Annotated in this window: 16 protein-coding genes; 4 read left to right on the top strand and 12 right to left on the bottom strand. The window is 47.2% G+C overall.

What is annotated here, in order from left to right; all coding sequences use genetic code 11:
• Positions 1 to 423 precede the first annotated feature (423 nt).
• Positions 424 to 1,947: a YifB family Mg chelatase-like AAA ATPase gene (locus tag J4N43_RS15580; RefSeq protein WP_053350674.1), complete on the top strand. Its 1,524-nt coding sequence runs from the start codon at positions 424 to 426 to the stop codon at positions 1,945 to 1,947.
• Positions 1,948 to 2,005: 58 nt separating this feature from the next.
• Here J4N43_RS15580 and J4N43_RS15575 read toward each other — a convergent pair whose 3' ends face one another.
• Positions 2,006 to 2,962, bottom strand: coding sequence for a DUF2860 domain-containing protein (locus J4N43_RS15575; protein ID WP_158159521.1), 957 nt, complete (start codon positions 2,960 to 2,962; stop codon positions 2,006 to 2,008).
• Positions 2,963 to 3,111: 149 nt separating this feature from the next.
• Between J4N43_RS15575 and yihG the strand changes: the two genes are divergently transcribed.
• Entirely contained in the window at positions 3,112 to 3,990 is an 879-nt protein-coding gene (yihG, locus tag J4N43_RS15570) for a 1-acylglycerol-3-phosphate O-acyltransferase, YihG family (protein WP_005379035.1), read from the top strand.
• Between the two features lie 46 nt (positions 3,991 to 4,036).
• Here the strand turns inward: yihG and J4N43_RS15565 are convergent, their stop codons facing one another.
• The 5 genes from J4N43_RS15565 to J4N43_RS15545 form a co-directional block, all read right to left on the bottom strand.
• Entirely contained in the window at positions 4,037 to 4,639 is a 603-nt protein-coding gene (locus J4N43_RS15565) for a thiol:disulfide interchange protein DsbA/DsbL (protein WP_005379036.1), read from the bottom strand.
• Positions 4,640 to 4,673: 34 nt separating this feature from the next.
• A complete protein-coding gene (locus tag J4N43_RS15560; RefSeq protein WP_005379037.1) occupies positions 4,674 to 5,660 on the bottom strand; it encodes a serine/threonine protein kinase in 987 nt (328 codons plus the stop codon).
• A gap of 53 nt (positions 5,661 to 5,713) precedes the next feature.
• The gene (ccoG, locus tag J4N43_RS15555) at positions 5,714 to 7,135 is read right to left on the bottom strand and encodes a cytochrome c oxidase accessory protein CcoG (RefSeq protein WP_033906581.1); all 1,422 of its coding nucleotides are present in this window, start codon (positions 7,133 to 7,135) and stop codon (positions 5,714 to 5,716) included.
• Between the two features lie 307 nt (positions 7,136 to 7,442).
• Positions 7,443 to 7,709 carry a YihD family protein gene (locus J4N43_RS15550; RefSeq protein WP_033906580.1) on the bottom strand — a complete coding sequence of 89 codons (267 nt, stop codon included), beginning with the start codon at positions 7,707 to 7,709 and terminating at the stop codon, positions 7,443 to 7,445.
• A gap of 166 nt (positions 7,710 to 7,875) precedes the next feature.
• Positions 7,876 to 8,043 carry a hypothetical protein gene (locus J4N43_RS15545; RefSeq protein ID WP_005379043.1) on the bottom strand — a complete coding sequence of 56 codons (168 nt, stop codon included), beginning with the start codon at positions 8,041 to 8,043 and terminating at the stop codon, positions 7,876 to 7,878.
• Positions 8,044 to 8,339: 296 nt separating this feature from the next.
• Here J4N43_RS15545 and J4N43_RS15540 point away from each other — a divergent pair, with 296 nt between their 5' ends.
• Positions 8,340 to 9,146, top strand: a complete 807-nt coding sequence (locus tag J4N43_RS15540) for a sporulation protein (protein WP_017821573.1) — start codon at positions 8,340 to 8,342, stop codon at positions 9,144 to 9,146.
• A 70-nt stretch (positions 9,147 to 9,216) separates the two neighbouring features.
• Positions 9,217 to 9,870, top strand: coding sequence for a PAQR family membrane homeostasis protein TrhA (gene trhA, locus J4N43_RS15535; protein ID WP_025768918.1), 654 nt, complete (start codon positions 9,217 to 9,219; stop codon positions 9,868 to 9,870).
• A gap of 33 nt (positions 9,871 to 9,903) precedes the next feature.
• On the opposite strand, the gene J4N43_RS15530 is transcribed toward trhA, so the two are convergent.
• From J4N43_RS15530 to def, 6 genes are all read right to left on the bottom strand, one after another.
• On the bottom strand, positions 9,904 to 10,488 hold the full coding sequence (locus J4N43_RS15530; RefSeq protein ID WP_025768917.1) for a DUF3157 family protein: 585 nt from the start codon (positions 10,486 to 10,488) through the stop codon (positions 9,904 to 9,906).
• Positions 10,489 to 10,514: 26 nt separating this feature from the next.
• The gene (locus tag J4N43_RS15525; RefSeq protein ID WP_017821575.1) at positions 10,515 to 11,960 is read right to left on the bottom strand and encodes a TrkH family potassium uptake protein; all 1,446 of its coding nucleotides are present in this window, start codon (positions 11,958 to 11,960) and stop codon (positions 10,515 to 10,517) included.
• A 9-nt stretch (positions 11,961 to 11,969) separates the two neighbouring features.
• Entirely contained in the window at positions 11,970 to 13,346 is a 1,377-nt protein-coding gene (trkA, locus tag J4N43_RS15520; RefSeq protein ID WP_005379062.1) for a Trk system potassium transporter TrkA, read from the bottom strand.
• 63 nt (positions 13,347 to 13,409) lie between these two features.
• On the bottom strand, positions 13,410 to 14,693 hold the full coding sequence (gene rsmB, locus J4N43_RS15515; protein WP_158159522.1) for a 16S rRNA (cytosine(967)-C(5))-methyltransferase RsmB: 1,284 nt from the start codon (positions 14,691 to 14,693) through the stop codon (positions 13,410 to 13,412).
• Between the two features lie 80 nt (positions 14,694 to 14,773).
• Positions 14,774 to 15,721 carry a methionyl-tRNA formyltransferase gene (fmt, locus tag J4N43_RS15510; protein WP_158159523.1) on the bottom strand — a complete coding sequence of 316 codons (948 nt, stop codon included), beginning with the start codon at positions 15,719 to 15,721 and terminating at the stop codon, positions 14,774 to 14,776.
• Positions 15,722 to 15,754: 33 nt separating this feature from the next.
• A complete protein-coding gene (gene def / locus J4N43_RS15505; RefSeq protein WP_158159524.1) occupies positions 15,755 to 16,273 on the bottom strand; it encodes a peptide deformylase in 519 nt (172 codons plus the stop codon).
• Positions 16,274 to 16,320: the final 47 nt, after the last annotated feature.

Below are 16,320 nucleotides of genomic sequence, written 5' to 3'. Positions count from 1 at the left end.
TATTTATTGCACTTCATGTGCACTCCCATTTTTCCCGTTAAACTGTCCGAGGGTTAGACAGATGACAACTTGTAGTTGTAAAAAAACCCCCGGACTTTTCAGTGCGGGGGTTTTTTGTAATTTGTGGTTACCTTTCGCCCACAATACCCCGCGCGGTGCCAATAATGACCACGATAATCAGGGCTAGCAGTGCGTTGATATGAGCGAAAAGGTTCATCTGTCTGTCGTTCTTTTTTCGTTAAAAAATGTTGTGTAATGTTCTACGAATTTGTTTGCGTCATTAGTGGTATCACACAATTCCGCTGCATGACAAGCAAAAAGTCATTCTTTTTTCACATTAACTCTCAATTGGGACGCGGTATATAACATAACCAACTAGATAAAACATTTGTTTACAGAGTGTTCAAAAAAACTGAGGAAGGTATGGGGCTGGCAATCATTCATAGTCGAGCAAGCGTCGGGGTGCAAGCGCCATCGGTTAGTGTAGAAGTTCATATCAGCAACGGCATGCCAGGGTTTACCTTAGTAGGCTTGCCAGAGACAACGGTAAAAGAGTCCAAAGATCGCGTACGCAGTGCGATCATTAATTCTAACTTTCAATTTCCTGCTAAGCGGATCACCGTGAACTTGGCTCCGGCAGATCTACCCAAGGAGGGAGGACGTTTTGATCTTCCTATAGCATTGGGGGTTTTGGCCGCTTCGGAGCAAATCGCGACAGATAAGCTCAAAAACTACGAATTTGTGGGTGAGTTAGCACTATCTGGTGGTCTGAGACCTGTAAAAGGTGTGCTGCCTGCTGCGCTGGAAGCCAGTAAGATTCAACGTCATTTGGTCGTCCCACATGTGAATGGCGATCAGGCGGCGCTGGTGGGGAAGGAACAACATAAATCGGCCCAATCATTACTGGAAGTATGTGCCGAGCTTTGTGGTCAACATCGACTGAATCTTTTTCAAACGCCTAAGCGAAAAACGATCGAAAAACATGGTCGAGACTTACAAGATATTATTGGCCAACAACAAGGTAAGCGAGCACTGGAGATTGCTGCCGCTGGAAACCACAACTTACTTTTCCTTGGCCCGCCAGGTACTGGAAAAACGATGTTGGCTTCGCGTTTGTGTGACTTATTACCGGAAATGAGTGACGAAGAAGCAATGGAAACCGCTTCGGTGGCATCGTTGACTCAGAGTGAAATTAATGAGCATAACTGGAAGTCGCGTCCGTTTCGTTCTCCGCACCATTCAAGTTCAATGGCGGCATTAGTCGGCGGTGGTTCGGTACCCAGACCAGGGGAGATCTCTTTAGCCCACAACGGGTTATTGTTTCTCGATGAAATGCCCGAATTTGATCGTAAAGTTCTAGACTCGTTACGCGAACCGCTCGAATCTGGCGAGATCATTATCTCTCGAGCGCAAGGTAAAACACGCTTTCCGGCTCGCTTCCAATTAGTTGGAGCCTTGAACCCAAGCCCGACAGGATATTACGAAGGCAATCAAGCGCGCACCAATCCACAAGCTATTTTGCGCTACCTTGGTCGATTATCTGGACCACTGTTAGATCGCTTTGATATGTCTTTAGAAATCCCAGCTTTGCCCAAAGGGACATTAGCAGAAGGTGGTGATCGCGGTGAGCCGACTGCTATCGTAAAAGCGCGTGTGAGCCATGCGCGTAACAATATGCTAAACCGCAGTGGTAAGGTCAATGCACTGCTAGGTAGTCGAGAAATTGAGGCGTTTTGTCCCTTGCACAAGAGTGATGCTGAGTTTCTTGAAACCGCTTTGCACCGTTTAGGACTCTCGATTCGTGCGTATCATCGTATTATCAAAGTGGCGCGAACAATCGCCGATCTGGATGGGGCGGAGCAAATTGAACGAACGCACTTGGCTGAAGCTCTTGGGTATCGAGCGATGGACCGTTTGCTGAAACAGCTTACGGCGCAAGCGGTATAGAGACATGCAAAATGTCATCGCAACAAGTGTTGTGAGCGCCTTGTTGCGATGAAGGACGTTAGAAGGTGTAGTTGAGACCAAGCGACAATAGGTACTCTTTCTCCTCATAAAACGTGATATTCGAGTCAGTTTGGCTATAGCCGGCTAAAGAAATGAACGACCAGTCTTGCCAGTCAAATACGTTTTGATATTCGTAGGCCGCAAATAGGCTAATGGTGTCGTCATTTCGTGTTTTAGCAAAAGTTTGGCTAGCGGCTTGATAGTCTTTCCATGCATAACCCGCGGTGAGGGCCAATCGATGGCGGTTGATAAATTTAAACCAGCTAATGTCAAATCCGTACGAATCAAATGACTCCGCCTTACCGTCGGCATCTTGATTGATGTAGGTGAAAGCGGGTTGCAACATAGACGTTTGGTTGAGTGGAATGCGATAGTCGCCTTTGACATAGTAAAGGTTAGCATCGCGAGCAAGTGAGTGGTCTGTCACTTCCTCCTGCTCGATGTCTTTATCAGCATAAGCAAGATCAAGGTTGAAGTTCTTATCAATTAACCCTTTGATCTGAAAGCGATACGCATTGCCGTCAACATCCGTCTCTTTACGTGCGGTTCCTACTTGATAAGGGTTGCGCCAAGTTTCGCCTTTGAGTACCGTCGGCAGATAGGAAACATCGAGCACGGTGCCAGATTGTAGCTCGTGTTGATAGCCCAACTGAAAAGCGAGTGTACCTACGGCGACATCTGAGCGTGTGGTACCGGCGTAAACTTGGTGGTTGAGTCGGCTACCAAAGGTGTATGTCACACTCCCTAGCGGTGCAGCGATAACGGAACTGTCACTATCGGCACGCTTATCGAGAGAATCGATGGTGTTACTATTTTCTGTATTGAAATTGGATTCTGATGATATGAATCCGGCATTCAGCGAAATTTCACCGCCAAAACCTGCGGTTTCAGCGAGTTGAGCCTGAGCAGAACTGACGACAAAGGCCAAAGGCAAGAGAAGTAGCCTTGGTTTCATTCGTTATCTCCTTGTTGTCGAATGAGTGGTGCACATATTGGTTGCGGTAACAAATCTGACCATTCCCACGCATGTTCCAATGTGGCAAAGGCGCAGTATAATTACACGCTGTTTTATTCTTCACACATTATCACTGTTGTTTGACTATCATGTTGGCATATTTGTTATTTTTTTTTAACGCTTCTTTTGTGATTCTCAATTCTGCGGTTTGTTCACTCGCAATTTGTGTTATCGCTGTATTTAAAATATTGCTTCCTGGCGTAAAGCTAAAAGCGATAGCGACCGCTTGTGCCAATAAGGTGATGTGGTTATGGGCTACCGTTAATGCGTGCATTCTGGCGGTATCTAACCGTGTTGAGTGGGATGTTCAGGGCGGTGAAGCGCTTAAAAAAGACGGGTGGTATCTGCTGATCAGTAATCATCTCAGTTGGACAGATATTGTTGTGCTTTGCTGCGTGTTTAAAGACCGTATTCCCATGCCGAAGTTTTTCCTCAAGCAACAACTGCTGTATGTGCCTTTCATCGGGATGGCGTGTTGGGCGCTCGATATGCCATTTATGCGTCGCTATTCGCGAGAGTATCTGATCCGCAATCCTCATAAGCGAGGTCAAGATTTAGAGACGACACGTCGCTCGTGCGCTAAATTCAAACACACTCCAACCACAGTGGTTAACTATGTCGAAGGAACCCGATTTACCGAAGAAAAGCAGCGTAAGAGTAAAGCAAACTATCAATATTTGCTGCAACCAAAGTCGGGCGGGATTGCGTACACGTTAGCGGCGATGGGGGAGCAGTTCGAGAGCATTATCGACGTTACGTTGGCGTACCCAGAAAATACGCATAAACCGTTCAAGGATTTATTGATGGGCCGCATGAGCAAGGTGGTTGTGCGTGTAAATGTGTTACCCGTTGATGAAAGAGTGCTTGGTGATTACTTCAACGATAAGCCCTATAAGCGACAATTTCAGCAATGGTTGGGGGATGTGTGGCAAGAAAAAGATCGGTTGCTACAAGAGATTTACAAATAAACAAAAGGGGAGCGACGTGTTCCCCTTTTGATTGATATCGATGTGCTTATTTTAGTGTCAGCAAGTAGTTCACCAGAGAGAAGTACTCATCCATCGTTTTGATGCTTTGTGCTTGAACTAGGTATTTGTTGTTAACGATAACCGCAGGAACGCCGGTTAGACCGCTGTTTTCAAATTGCTTGTCCATACGGCGAACCATTGAATCAACCGCGAAGCCTTTGAATGCAGAATCGAATTTTTTCGCGTCTACACCTTCATCAAGGAAGATTTGACGAAGTTCTTCATCATTACGTGGCGCCTTCTTTAGATTGTGGATGCGGTTAAACATCACTGGCACCATTTTGTCTTCCACTTTTAATGCAACCATCGTTGCGTAGGCTTTGCTCATTGATGGGCCCATGTTGCCACCCATGAAAGAAACGTGGTTTTTTAATAGCTTAGTACCTTCTGGCAACTGCTTTTTCAGTTGCTGGATAACTGGTTCAAAGCTATTACAGTGCGGGCAGTAGAAAGAGAAAAACTCCGTCACAAGAGGTTTTTTTGATGCCTCAAGATCCAATACTTTGTAATGTTCACCTTCTTTGAATTGCGCTGCATGTGCCGACAGGCTTAACATCAGCATAGAAAACAGTGCGAACAGTTTTTTCATCGAAATATCTCCATTTTTGAATTTTTGGCCTGACTTACCATTGAGGCATTAAAGACAGCGGTGCTTCTTCTAAAGCGGCGATCTGCTCTTTAAATGCAAGGACCTGACCTTCCCAGTATTTTGGCTCATTAAACCATGGAAAAGCGAGAGGAAATGCAGGGTCATGCCAACGTTTTGCTAGCCATGCCATATAGTGCACCATTCGTAGACCGCGAAGTGGCTCGATTAGTTTCAATTCTGCAGGATTAAAGTCGCAAAACTCTTGGTAAGCCTCTAAAACAATATCCAACTGCATCAGTTTGTCTTGGCGTTCACCGTTCAGTAGCATCCATAAGTCTTGTACTGCAGGGCCGTTACGAGCGTCATCCAAATCAACAAACATAGGGCCATCTCGCCACAAAATATTGCCTGGGTGGCAATCGCCATGCAAACGAATCATATTGAAGCCTTCTTGCCAGTGGCTTTCAATTGATTTGATCAGCATATCCAAGTCATTGAAGAAGCTGTTCTCCAAGTGCATTGGAATCATATTGGCGTTTTGCAGAATCTCTCTTGGTTGATACAGGTATTCTTGTAAGCCGATCGTAGGGCGATGTTGGAACGCTTGGCGGCTGCCGACTTTATGGATGCGGCCAAGGAAACGCCCTACACCTTCGAGCTGATCTAAATTGTCAACCTCGTATTGGCGACCACCCACGCTATCAAACAGCGCAAAAGCATAGCCTTGATAGTGATGCAGGGTTTCACCGTTGATGCGCACAGGTGGTGCGACGGGTATCTCATTGCCAATCAGCTCTAAAGTAAAGTCGTGCTCCTCTTGGATCTGTTCATTGCTCCAACGTTCAGGACGGTAAAACTTGACGACATAACGACGACGCTCTTCGTCAGTAAATTGATAAACACGGTTTTCGTAGCTATTGAGGGGAAGAAAGCCTGATTCTGCGCGAACGCCGATGCTTTCTAACGCGTACCACATAAAGTCTGGGGTAAGGGCGTCAAAGTTAAACATACTTTGGGACATATAAACAAAAAGGCTCATTACTGAGCCTTTTTCCGTTAGTCACTGAAGTAGCGCTATAGTTTTTTAATAAAACGGCTTTCTACTTCAATGGTGAATTCGTTGCTCTTATCGGTGAGTATAAACTGAATTGTCGTAATCGCAGAGTTTAGCTTGTCAGGATCGGCACCAAGACTCATTGGCAGGTTCAATACCTCACCTGGCTGGACCTGAATTGTCTGCTTACCATACCAGCTTACATCGGATAGCCCTTCAACATCCAACGAGTACTCTTGCACTTGCTGAGTTTTGTTGATCACTTTGAGGGTGTAGGTGTTTTCTACTTCTCCCGAGCTATTAACGCGGAACAGTTGGTTACGGTCGCGAATAACACTCATGCCGGCTGGGTCTACCGCTGCAATTTGGGCAAAGAAAAGACCGACCATGACGAGTAGTACGGCACCATAGCCTAGCAGCTTCGGACGCATGACTTTGGTACTCTTACCCGATAAGCGATGCTCGGTAGTGTAACTAATTAGGCCTTTCTCGTAGCCCATGCGATCCATGGTGTTGTCACACGCATCAATACAGGCGCCACAGTTGATACATTCATACTGCAAGCCGTCACGAATATCGATACCTGTTGGGCACACCTGCACACACAAATCACAATCAATACAATCACCCAAACCAAGCTGCTTTGGATCGGCTTTACGCGGACGTGGGCCACGTTTTTCCCCACGTTTTGCATCGTAGCCAACGATGAAGGTGTCTTTATCAAACATGGCAGACTGGAAGCGCGCGTAAGGACACATGTGAATACACATGATGGAACGCATCCAACCAGCATTACCATAAGTACAAATGGCAAAGAACATTACCCAAAAGACGGGCCAGAAGTTGGCGTTAAAGGTGAAAAAGTCGATAACCAATTGCTTCATTGGTACGAAGTAGCCAACAAAAGTAAAACCAGTGGCGAGTGCAATGGCAAACCAAGCTATATGTTTGACGGTTTTACGCATCGCTAAATTCGCCGTCAGCTTATTGGAGTCTTGTTTGCGGCGTTTATTGGCACTACCTTCGAGCTTCTCTTCAAACCAGATATACATGAAGGTCCAGACGGTTTGTGGGCAGAGATAGCCACACCAAACCCGACCCAAGAAGGTGGTAATAAAGAACAACCCAAACGCCGCGATCACAAACAGCAAGGCGAGTAGGGTAAGATCTTGTGGGTACAGGGTGGTACCGAAAAAGTTGAACTGCTGGTTGCCAATATCAAGCAAGATCGCTTGACGTTCACCGTAAGGGATCCACGGTATCAAAGCGAAGAGAAGCAGTAAGAACCAACCACCGTAACGACGCAGTTTCTGGTAAGTCCCTTTGCTTTCGCGTACATAGATGCGATTACTTGGGTTGAACCGATCCCCGTTTCCTTTATGGGTTTTGGGATTATAGGTTTTAGGAGTCACATCTTTGATATCGATCTTGTCCTGACTCATGCACTCATCCTTCTTAGGCTTTTATAATGTACGGCGTCATTTCTATTGATGTCGCTCGATGACATTGCTGCTCGTTCCGTCATAAAGATGACCGAACATAATTATTTTAGTAAATACTGATGAACGGCGATTATACAATCAATAACAATTCCGTTTCTTTAACGCAGTCAATGTTTAACAACAAAAATCAGTACAGTTAACCTGATAATTGGCTGAACAGTTATAACCAATTGTGGGACTAAAAACTTTGGTTATAAAAAAGCGACTCACAGGAGAGTCGCTTAAAGAATACTGGCTGTTGAGCTGGTTATTTGATGATGCCACGAGCGCGTAGGATCGCCGTTTTAAAATCGTCCTCTTGGTCTTTTTTGAGTCCAGGGATCATTTCATCTTTGCTGCTATTACGCATTTTAAGGTGGTAGATCAGTACATCGTCGGTCAGATCTTCTAGCTTTCCTTCATAGCCTGCTTCTTTTGCCAGCTTAACGATGAACTGCAATAGGTTCAGCTCTTGCTCTTTATGCCATTCAGGCTCTAGTAGCTCAAGCAGCTCTTCAATGCGATGACACTTCATTTCTTTCTCCACAGAATTTATAGGTGTAATTAGCAGTAAAGGTACCAAATTGCTTTGCGAAGACCAAATAGGAAAAACGATCTCTTTCACCGTGGTTTGTTCTAAGTCTTTGAAGCTTTATGAGTCTCGTGCAAAGAAAAAAGCGCAGCTGGCGCCGCGCTTTTGATTAAGCTGCTTTGATAACTTTGGCCGGAACACTCGACATCATTGCTGTCTTCTCAACCAATGTCATTGCTGGCGCAACTTGCTTTGCCTTTGGTGCAGTAGTAAAGCCACTGCGGCGGCGCATTGCACTAGTATTAGTGTGTGCGAACCTGACTGTTGTTGGGCGCATTAATTTACCTAACTGTCAGGCATATCCATTGCCGATGTAATGGCCTGAATCATTATGAGCTAGGCTCCAACAAGATTGAAGAATCACTCTTCTGGCTCTCGCCAATCCAGTTAATGAGTCAGGAATACCGATATGCATGCATATCAAGTGTAAGATTAGCATCCTTGTAATAATTGGTCGATAGTTGAGCAATTGAATTGTTTAGATTTTGTCATTTTGTCGCGATGTTCGAGGCAATTTTTGTTTGATCCCACGATCAGCAGTAGTAGTATGAGATCTCGATGAAGGAGGTGCCTATGTCATTTTTGAAGAAGACACTTGCCAGTTTTGGGATTGGGAGCGCGAAGGTCGACTCAATCTTAAACCAAGACGTGCTATACCCAGGTCAAAGTGTGGATGTGTCGATCCATGTATATGGTGGTGCGACTGAACAAGCGATCGACAACATTGATTTAAAACTCTGTTGCCGCTACATCGCAGAAGCCCCTGATGACCGTGGTGCGCGAGAAGGACACAGCATGCGCCGAGTACCTCAAACTCATGTGCTTGCTAAGTGGAGTCTCCCTTACGCATTTACCATCCATTCCGGCGAAGAGCGTACCTTCGATGTTAAGCTCGATGTGCCTTGGAACACGCCTGTCACCATTGGTGATGCCAAAGTATGGTTAGAAACTGGCTTAGACGTTGCTGCTGCTTTGGATCCGACTGATAAAGACATCCTCACCGTCCGACCTGATCCACTGATGGATGCGGTACTATCTGCATTTGAAGCGCAAGGTTTACGAATTCGCCAGGTGGAATGCGAGGAAGTGAAAGGATTCGATCTACCATTTGTGCAAGAGTTTGAACTGGTGCCAACCGACGGACCTTACCACGGCGTGTGGCGCGAATTAGAATTTGTTGCCCACCGCAGTGAGCAAGAGCTCAAGTTGTGGTTTGAAGTTGACCGCACACGCAAGGGGCAAGGTGGCATGCTCGCGAGCTTACTGAGTAGTGGCAAACTCAAGCGAGAGCTGACCATTCCTGCCACGACTAAGCCAGATCAAGTTGGCGAACTGGTACTCAATTATCTCGATCAAACTACTGCCGTTCATGAGTCTTAATTTAAGCTTACACGTGTAAGCCTAATGTGCCATACTAGAGCAAATTTCAAACTCTAGTATAGGCGCATTGATGTCCGAGCTGCAGAAACCTCAATACAGTCAACGTGAAGAACTGGCCAATACCATCACCCACGGTATAGGGATGATTTTTGGTATTGTTGGCTTGATACTGCTGTTAGTTAAAGCCATAGACCATCAAGCTGACACTTTAACGCTTACCAGTATGGCGATTTATGGTGCGAGTATTATCGTGCTATTTTTGGCCTCGACGCTCTATCATGCGATCCCTCATCCCAAAGCGAAACGTTGGCTAAAAACCTTCGACCACTGTGCTATTTATCTTTTGATAGCAGGCAGCTATACCCCTTTCTTGTTAGTCAGCTTAAGAACACCTCTAGCATTTGGGTTGATGATCGTTATTTGGAGCATTGCGTTGATCGGCATCATCATGAAAGTTGCGTTCGTCTATCGATTTAAAAAGCTTTCTTTGATGACGTATTTGGTGATGGGATGGTTATCGTTGATTGTGATTTATCAGTTGGCGATTAACTTGGATGTCGGCGGACTTACACTGCTTGCTGCTGGTGGAGTTGTGTATTCACTGGGCGTGATTTTCTACGTTGCGAAGCGCATTCCCTTTAACCATGCGATTTGGCACGGCTTTGTTTTGGCTGGCTGCGTGTGCCATTTCTTTGCTATTTATTACTTTGTTGAGCCTATCTAGCCGATAGGCTCAACAAAGAATATTAAACACGTATTAGCGAGTTTTTACCTCTAGCACTTTGGCAGAAAACTGGTATTGCTGTGATTGCGGTACAGCCAATTTAATGCTCTTACCTTGCTCCGCTTGCTGAGGTCGCAGGTAGGTATCCGCCATGCGCTTGATGGATTGCCAAACAGTCACGTTTTCTTTTGCCAGTTGCTGACCAGACATATCAAACACTTGCACCTCAACTTCCACTTGAATGACAGATTGAGAGCTTTGGTTAGTGATTGATGTAGGTAAAACAAGCTCACCGCTTTGATAGCTTGCTGAACCAATCAATACATCCACACCTGAATCTGATAGCTGCATGGTTGGCTTTTTGGCGTTTACCACCACGGTCGTGCCAACGGTTTTCGTTATCACTGGGATTGTCGCAATCGCAGGAGCTGCGATTGTTTCAACTACGCTTGCTGTTGTTTGTGTCTCCGTCGCTTGCTGCGCCGGTTTTTTCATGACGTACTCCCAGGTAAAGTCATCGTTCAACTTCACTTCTCGACCATCGGCTAAAGTGATGACCTCGGCGGCGTATGTGGATGAGGCGGCAAGTAGGGTCGCCAGAGTAATCCATGTTTTCATTGTTATACCTTTTAATTAGAGTCTGCTTAGCGGCGCCAAAACGCAGGAAAGAACAGTACAAGAATAGTCAGAATTTCCAAGCGGCCCATTAACATCCCAAAGCTTAAGAGCCATTTGGCAGTATCGGGCAGAGGCGCGAAGTTGCCTGTCGGGCCAATCACACTGCCCATACCAGGGCCAACATTGGCAACGGCGGTGATTGAGCCAGAAATACTGGTCACAGGGTCGAGGCCTAGTGCACTTAAACAACCCGCGATAAAGATAATAGTGATAAAAAACATCAAGCCAAATGCCACCACTGAGCGAACAATATCATCATTCACCGGTCGCTGGTTATAACGCTGTACAAACACTCCTGAAGGGTGAATCAACTTCATCATTTGTTTGTTTAGCAGCGTCATCGCAATTTGGAAGCGGAAGATTTTGATCCCACCAGACGTTGATCCTGAGCATGCTCCCGCCATCATTAAGAATGCGAAAAGAGTAGTGGGTAATGCGCCCCATGCGGTGAAGTCTTCTAAGCCAAAGCCAGTTGTGGTGACGACAGAGACAATATTAAACATCGACACTCGCAGGGCATCCAAAATGGTGTACCCATCTCGAATCACTAACCAAGCTGAAATCACTAAGCTTGAGAATACGAACAGGTACGCAAATCCTCTAACTTGAGCGTCGTTAACCAACACATCAATACGGCGTTTACGTAACGCGGCGATAAAGAGCAAAAACGGCAAACCACCTAAGAACATAAAGGTAGTGGCCACCCAATGTGCGCCATTAGAGAAGTGGTTCATTGACCCATCAGATGTAGAGTATCCACCCGTCGATAGCGTAGTAAAGGCATGGTTGATTGCTTCGAACAGGTTCATGCCGGTGATCAAGTAGCCCAAAATACATAGGCCCGTTAGCATCAAATAAACCGCTACGATGTTTTTGGCGACCGTTTTCGCTCTTGGACTACTTTTATCCGACCAATCTGATGATTCGGTTTGGAATAGCTTCATACCACCGACATTCAGCATAGGTAACACTGCTACCGCCATCACGATAAAACCAATTCCACCAAGCCACTGTAAAATAGAGCGCCATAGCAAGATGCTCGGTGCCATGTTGTCTAGGCCACTGAGCACCGTTGAGCCCGTCGTGGTGATACCCGACATCGTTTCGAAGTAGGCGTCGGTGAAGCTGATGTGGTTGATAAACACAAATGGCAAGGCGGCGAACGCACTCGCGATGGTCCAAACCAAACTGGTGATGAGGAACATATCGCGTACGCTGAGTTTGAACTTGGCGGTGCGACCGATCGTCAGGCAGATGAAGGCGGCAAGGTGCGTGATCACAACGGCTTGGGCGAAATCGAGGAATCCCCCCGTACCGGTAAAGAAAGCGACCAAAGTCGGCACGTACATAAACAGGGCCAGTTTGGATAAAACCAGCCCGATAACAAACAGTACGGGACGTAAGTTGACCATAGGAAAATCCTAGAGGAAGAATGGACTCGGCTGGAATAGCGCTTCGACGTCTGATACGTATTTTTTGTTGACCAGGAACATCACCACATGGTCATCCTGCTCGATGACCGTACGGTCGTGGGCAATAAGAACTTCTTCGCCACGAACGATAGCACCAATGGTGGTCCCAGGTGGAAGCTTTATATCTCCAATCGCACGTCCAACCACTTTAGATGTACTTTCATCACCGTGAGCGACGGCTTCAATCGCTTCCGCAGCGCCGCGGCGAAGTGAGGATACGTTTACGATATCAGCGCGACGAACGTGCGTTAGCAAGGCTGAAATAGTGGCTTGCTGAGGTGAGATTGCTACATCAATTACGCCGCCTTGTACCAGGTCTACATAAGCGCCACGTTGGATCAGCACCATCACTTTTTTAGCGCCCATGCGTTTTGCTAACATTGCAGACATGATGTTGGTTTCATCTTCGTTGGTCAGCGCGATGAAGACGTCGACTTGGTCGATGTTCTCTTCCGAGAGAAGCTCTTGGTCTGCCGCATCACCGCAGAACACGATGGTGTTTTCTAGTTGCTCAGAGAGCTTTTCTGCACGCTGGTAGTTACGCTCAATCAGCTTCACGCTGTAAGTTTGCTCTAGGCGTTTAGCCAAGCTTGCGCCGATGTTACCCCCGCCAACAATCATGATGCGGCGGTACGGTTTTTCTAGACGCTGAAGCTCACTCATCACTGAGCGAATATGATTACTTGCTGCAACGAAGAACACTTCATCGTCGGCTTCAATAATCGTGGTGCCTTGTGGGCGAATCGGGCGACCCTGGCGGAAAATAGCCGCCACACGGGTATCGATGTGCGGCATGTGCTCACGCAAAGCAGACAGCGCATTACCCACCAGCGGGCCACCATAGTAGGCTTTCACCGCCACTAGGCTGACTTTCTGTTCAGCAAAGCTCACCACTTGCAGCGCGCCTGGGTATTGGATCAGACGTTCGATGTAGCTCGTGACGAGTTCTTCTGGTGCGATAAGGTGATCAACAGGAATAGCGCCAGATTTAAACAGGGCTTCTTTTTCTGCCAAGTATTCTGGAGAGCGAATACGCGCAACGCGGTTTGGGGTATTGAATAGAGTGAACGCGACCTGACAGGCGGCCATGTTGGTTTCATCAGTGTTGGTTACTGCGACGAGCATATCGGCGTCTTGCGCGCCAGCTTCGTGTAGCACGTCTGGATGGCTCGCATGGCCATTGACCACACGTAGGTCGTATTTGTCCTGCAATTCACGCAGTCGGTCGGCATTATTGTCGACGATGGTGATGTCGTTGTTTTCACCCACTAGGTTTTCTGCCAGTGTGCCGCCAACCTGACCTGCACCAAGAATAATGATCTTCATACTCTTTTCTCGTATCTGAAAAAGGCGATTGAAATCACTTCAATCGCCCTATTTAGCATGCTGTTACGCGTGTGTCTTAGTTAGCACTGCGTAGTAGAAACCATCCATATCTTCTTCGCCTGGTAGAATTTGACGACCAGGCTGGTCGGGATCAGAATCCAGCAGTTGCGCATCCGCGGTACGTGCTAAAAACGCTTTTACTTGCTCCACGTTTTCTTGCGGTGTGATTGAACAAGTCGCGTAAACCATGGTGCCGCCGGGCTTCAGTTGCGTCCACATGGCATCAAAAATTTCACTTTGCAGCTCTGCTAATGCGGCGATGTCGTCTGCACGACGTAGCCATTTGATGTCTGGGTGACGACGAATCACGCCAGTCGCAGAACATGGGGCATCCAGCAAAATGCGATCAAATTGCTCGCCTTGCCACCATTCTTGTGGATTACGCGCATCACCGCAAACCACTTTTGCCTGAAGGTTGAGACGCTTCAGGTTTTCATGCACACGTTTCAAGCGTGTGTCGTCGCAGTCAATCGCGACCACTTCACTGCCCGACGTGCGCTCTAGAATGTGCGCAGTCTTGCCACCTGGCGCAGCACAGCAATCTAAAATCCGTTCGCCGTCTTGTGGTTTTAGGTAGTTGATCGAAAGCTGCGCCGCCGCATCTTGTACCGAAACCCAACCTTTATCAAAACCAGGTAGCTTCATCACGTCACATGGTGCGGCCAATTTTATGGCGTCCATTGCTTCTGTGTGTGGCGTGCTATCAATGTTTTCATTTTTGAGCAGCGCAAGGTATTCATCACGAGTGTGGTGTTGATGGTTCACACGCAGCCACATTGGTGCTTTTTGGTTGTTCGCTTCAACAATACTTTCCCATTGCTGTGGGTAGGCCTCTTGCAGCAGTTTTAGTAACCAGCTTGGGTGACCGTACTTGCCAGCGTTGTTGCTGACGGCCATTTGGTCGAGTTCTTCTTGGTTGCGCTGGTAGTTACGCAATACCGCGTTAATCAAACCACGCAGACGAGGACCTTTCAGCTCTTTAGTGCCTTCAACCGTTTCACCGACTGCTGCGTGCGCAGGAATACGCATGAAGCTCAGTTGGTAAATACCAACCAGAATTAGGTGATGGAATACACGTTGTTTGCCTTTGAGGGGCTTATCCATCAACTGGTTTGCGATCATTTCTAGGCGAGGGAGGTAACGTAGCGCACCGTAACAGATCTCTTGTAACAGAGCGTGGTCACGAGGTCGTACCGTTTGTTGAGCCGCTGGAAGAGCGCTTGAAAGTGAGTGGCCCTTGTCGACGACAAGATACAGGACGTTAGCAGCCGCAGCGCGAACATTCATGATGAGTACCTTAAAGTAAAGGAGGGCATCTCTGCCCTCTAAAAGTTCGTATAATTGGGGATGATAACCCCTAATATGGCTTAAACCAGCAGAGTGCCAACTTCAAACCAAGCCGCACGCGAATTCAGAATATCCTGAACTGACATGGCTTTTTTGCCAGGAACTTGCAGTTGCTCTAGCACCAGTACGCCGTTGCCTGTCGCAACATAAATACCGGTTTTATCTGCTTGTACGATGGTGCCGGCTGGCTTGTCACTGGTTTGCTCTGCCACACGGCTTTGCCATACTTTGATGCTGTTTTCTGCCGCCTCAAAGTGGCTCATTGGCCATGGGTTAAATGCACGAACGCAGCGCTCAATGTGCGCCGCATCGTCGTTCCAGTTGATGCGTGCTTCTTCTTTGCTGAGCTTTTTCGCATAGTTCGCTAGCTCATCGTCTTGCTTCACTGGCACTGCTTTACCCGCAGCAATGTCTACTAGGCAGTCAATCAGGGCTTCTGGACCAAGCTCAGCCAATTTTTCGTACATTGAAGCGCTGGTATCTGTCGCTTCGATTGGCAGAGTTGCAATCTTCAGCATATCACCAGTGTCGAGACCGATGTCCATCTGCATGATGGTCACGCCAGTTTCTGCATCGCCCGCCCAAATAGAGCGTTGGATTGGAGCCGCACCACGCCAACGAGGTAGGATAGAACCATGTACGTTGATACAACCCAGTTTAGGGGTATCAAGAACCGCTTGTGGCAGCAGCATACCGTACGCCACGACAACCATGAGGTCGGCGTTCAGATCGGCAAGTTCTTGTTTCGCTTCGTCGGGCTTAAAGCTTTCAGGTTGGTAAACCGGGATATTGTGTTCTAGCGCCAGTTGTTTTACCGGTGGCGCAGCCAATTTTTTGCCACGACCCGCTGGACGATCTGGGTTTGTGTAAACCGCGATGACTTCATGCTCCGAAGACAACAACGCCGCCAAGTGACGGGCGGCGAAATCCGGAGTACCTGCAAAGACAATTCGTAAAGACTGACTCAAGGTAGACTTCCTTCTAATTGGTATGGTTCGAGATTAAGCGTTTTGCTGCTTCTCGTTAAAGCGTTTGATTTTCGCTAGCTTGTCCTGAATGCGTTTGCGTTTCAGTGGCGATAGGTAATCCACGAACAGCTTACCTTGTAAGTGATCAAGCTCGTGTTGAACACAAATCGCTAGCAGGTCGTCGGCTTCAAAGGTGAACTCTTTGCCATCACGATCCAGTGCTTTTACGGTAACTTCTGCAGCGCGAGGCACAAGTGCGCGCGCACCTGGTACCGACAGACAGCCTTCTTCGATGCCATCTTCGCCACGCCTTTCCAGAATCTCAGGGTTGATTAGCACCATCGGCTCATCGCGAGTTTCTGAAATATCAATCACTACGATACGTTTGTGGATATCAACCTGCGTTGCAGCAAGGCCAATACCTTCTTCGTCGTACATGGTTTCAATCATGTCATCGACGATTTTTTGAATCTCAGGGGTCACCGCTTCAACAGGCTTTGCGACTGTGCGCAGGCGATCATCCGGGAATGTTAATACTTGTAATACAGACATATTCACTCGAAATATTGAACTGTGCCGAAACAGCACAAACCTTGTTG

Source organism: Vibrio sp. SCSIO 43009, from assembly GCF_023716525.1.
Taxonomy (GTDB): Bacteria; Pseudomonadota; Gammaproteobacteria; order Enterobacterales; family Vibrionaceae; genus Vibrio; species Vibrio alginolyticus.
This window is presented reverse-complemented; position numbering and strand designations above follow the sequence as displayed.

What these genes read in the sequence shown, in the direction of transcription:
- J4N43_RS15575 (WP_158159521.1), bottom strand. Translation starts at nt 2,962, where the DNA reads ATGAAACCAAGGCTACTTCTCTTGCCTTTGGCCTTTGTCGTCAGTTCT.
- J4N43_RS15565 (WP_005379036.1), bottom strand. Translation starts at nt 4,639, where the DNA reads ATGAAAAAACTGTTCGCACTGTTTTCTATGCTGATGTTAAGCCTGTCG.
- def (WP_158159524.1), bottom strand. Translation starts at nt 16,273, where the DNA reads ATGTCTGTATTACAAGTATTAACATTCCCGGATGATCGCCTGCGCACA.
- rsmB (WP_158159522.1), bottom strand. Translation starts at nt 14,693, where the DNA reads ATGAATGTTCGCGCTGCGGCTGCTAACGTCCTGTATCTTGTCGTCGAC.
- yihG (WP_005379035.1), top strand. Translation starts at nt 3,112, where the DNA reads ATGTTGGCATATTTGTTATTTTTTTTTAACGCTTCTTTTGTGATTCTC.
- J4N43_RS15530 (WP_025768917.1), bottom strand. Translation starts at nt 10,488, where the DNA reads ATGAAAACATGGATTACTCTGGCGACCCTACTTGCCGCCTCATCCACA.
- J4N43_RS15545 (WP_005379043.1), bottom strand. Translation starts at nt 8,043, where the DNA reads ATGCGCCCAACAACAGTCAGGTTCGCACACACTAATACTAGTGCAATG.
- ccoG (WP_033906581.1), bottom strand. Translation starts at nt 7,135, where the DNA reads ATGAGTCAGGACAAGATCGATATCAAAGATGTGACTCCTAAAACCTAT.
- J4N43_RS15550 (WP_033906580.1), bottom strand. Translation starts at nt 7,709, where the DNA reads ATGAAGTGTCATCGCATTGAAGAGCTGCTTGAGCTACTAGAGCCTGAA.
- trhA (WP_025768918.1), top strand. Translation starts at nt 9,217, where the DNA reads ATGTCCGAGCTGCAGAAACCTCAATACAGTCAACGTGAAGAACTGGCC.
- J4N43_RS15560 (WP_005379037.1), bottom strand. Translation starts at nt 5,660, where the DNA reads ATGTCCCAAAGTATGTTTAACTTTGACGCCCTTACCCCAGACTTTATG.
- J4N43_RS15580 (WP_053350674.1), top strand. Translation starts at nt 424, where the DNA reads ATGGGGCTGGCAATCATTCATAGTCGAGCAAGCGTCGGGGTGCAAGCG.
- J4N43_RS15540 (WP_017821573.1), top strand. Translation starts at nt 8,340, where the DNA reads ATGTCATTTTTGAAGAAGACACTTGCCAGTTTTGGGATTGGGAGCGCG.
- J4N43_RS15525 (WP_017821575.1), bottom strand. Translation starts at nt 11,960, where the DNA reads ATGGTCAACTTACGTCCCGTACTGTTTGTTATCGGGCTGGTTTTATCC.
- trkA (WP_005379062.1), bottom strand. Translation starts at nt 13,346, where the DNA reads ATGAAGATCATTATTCTTGGTGCAGGTCAGGTTGGCGGCACACTGGCA.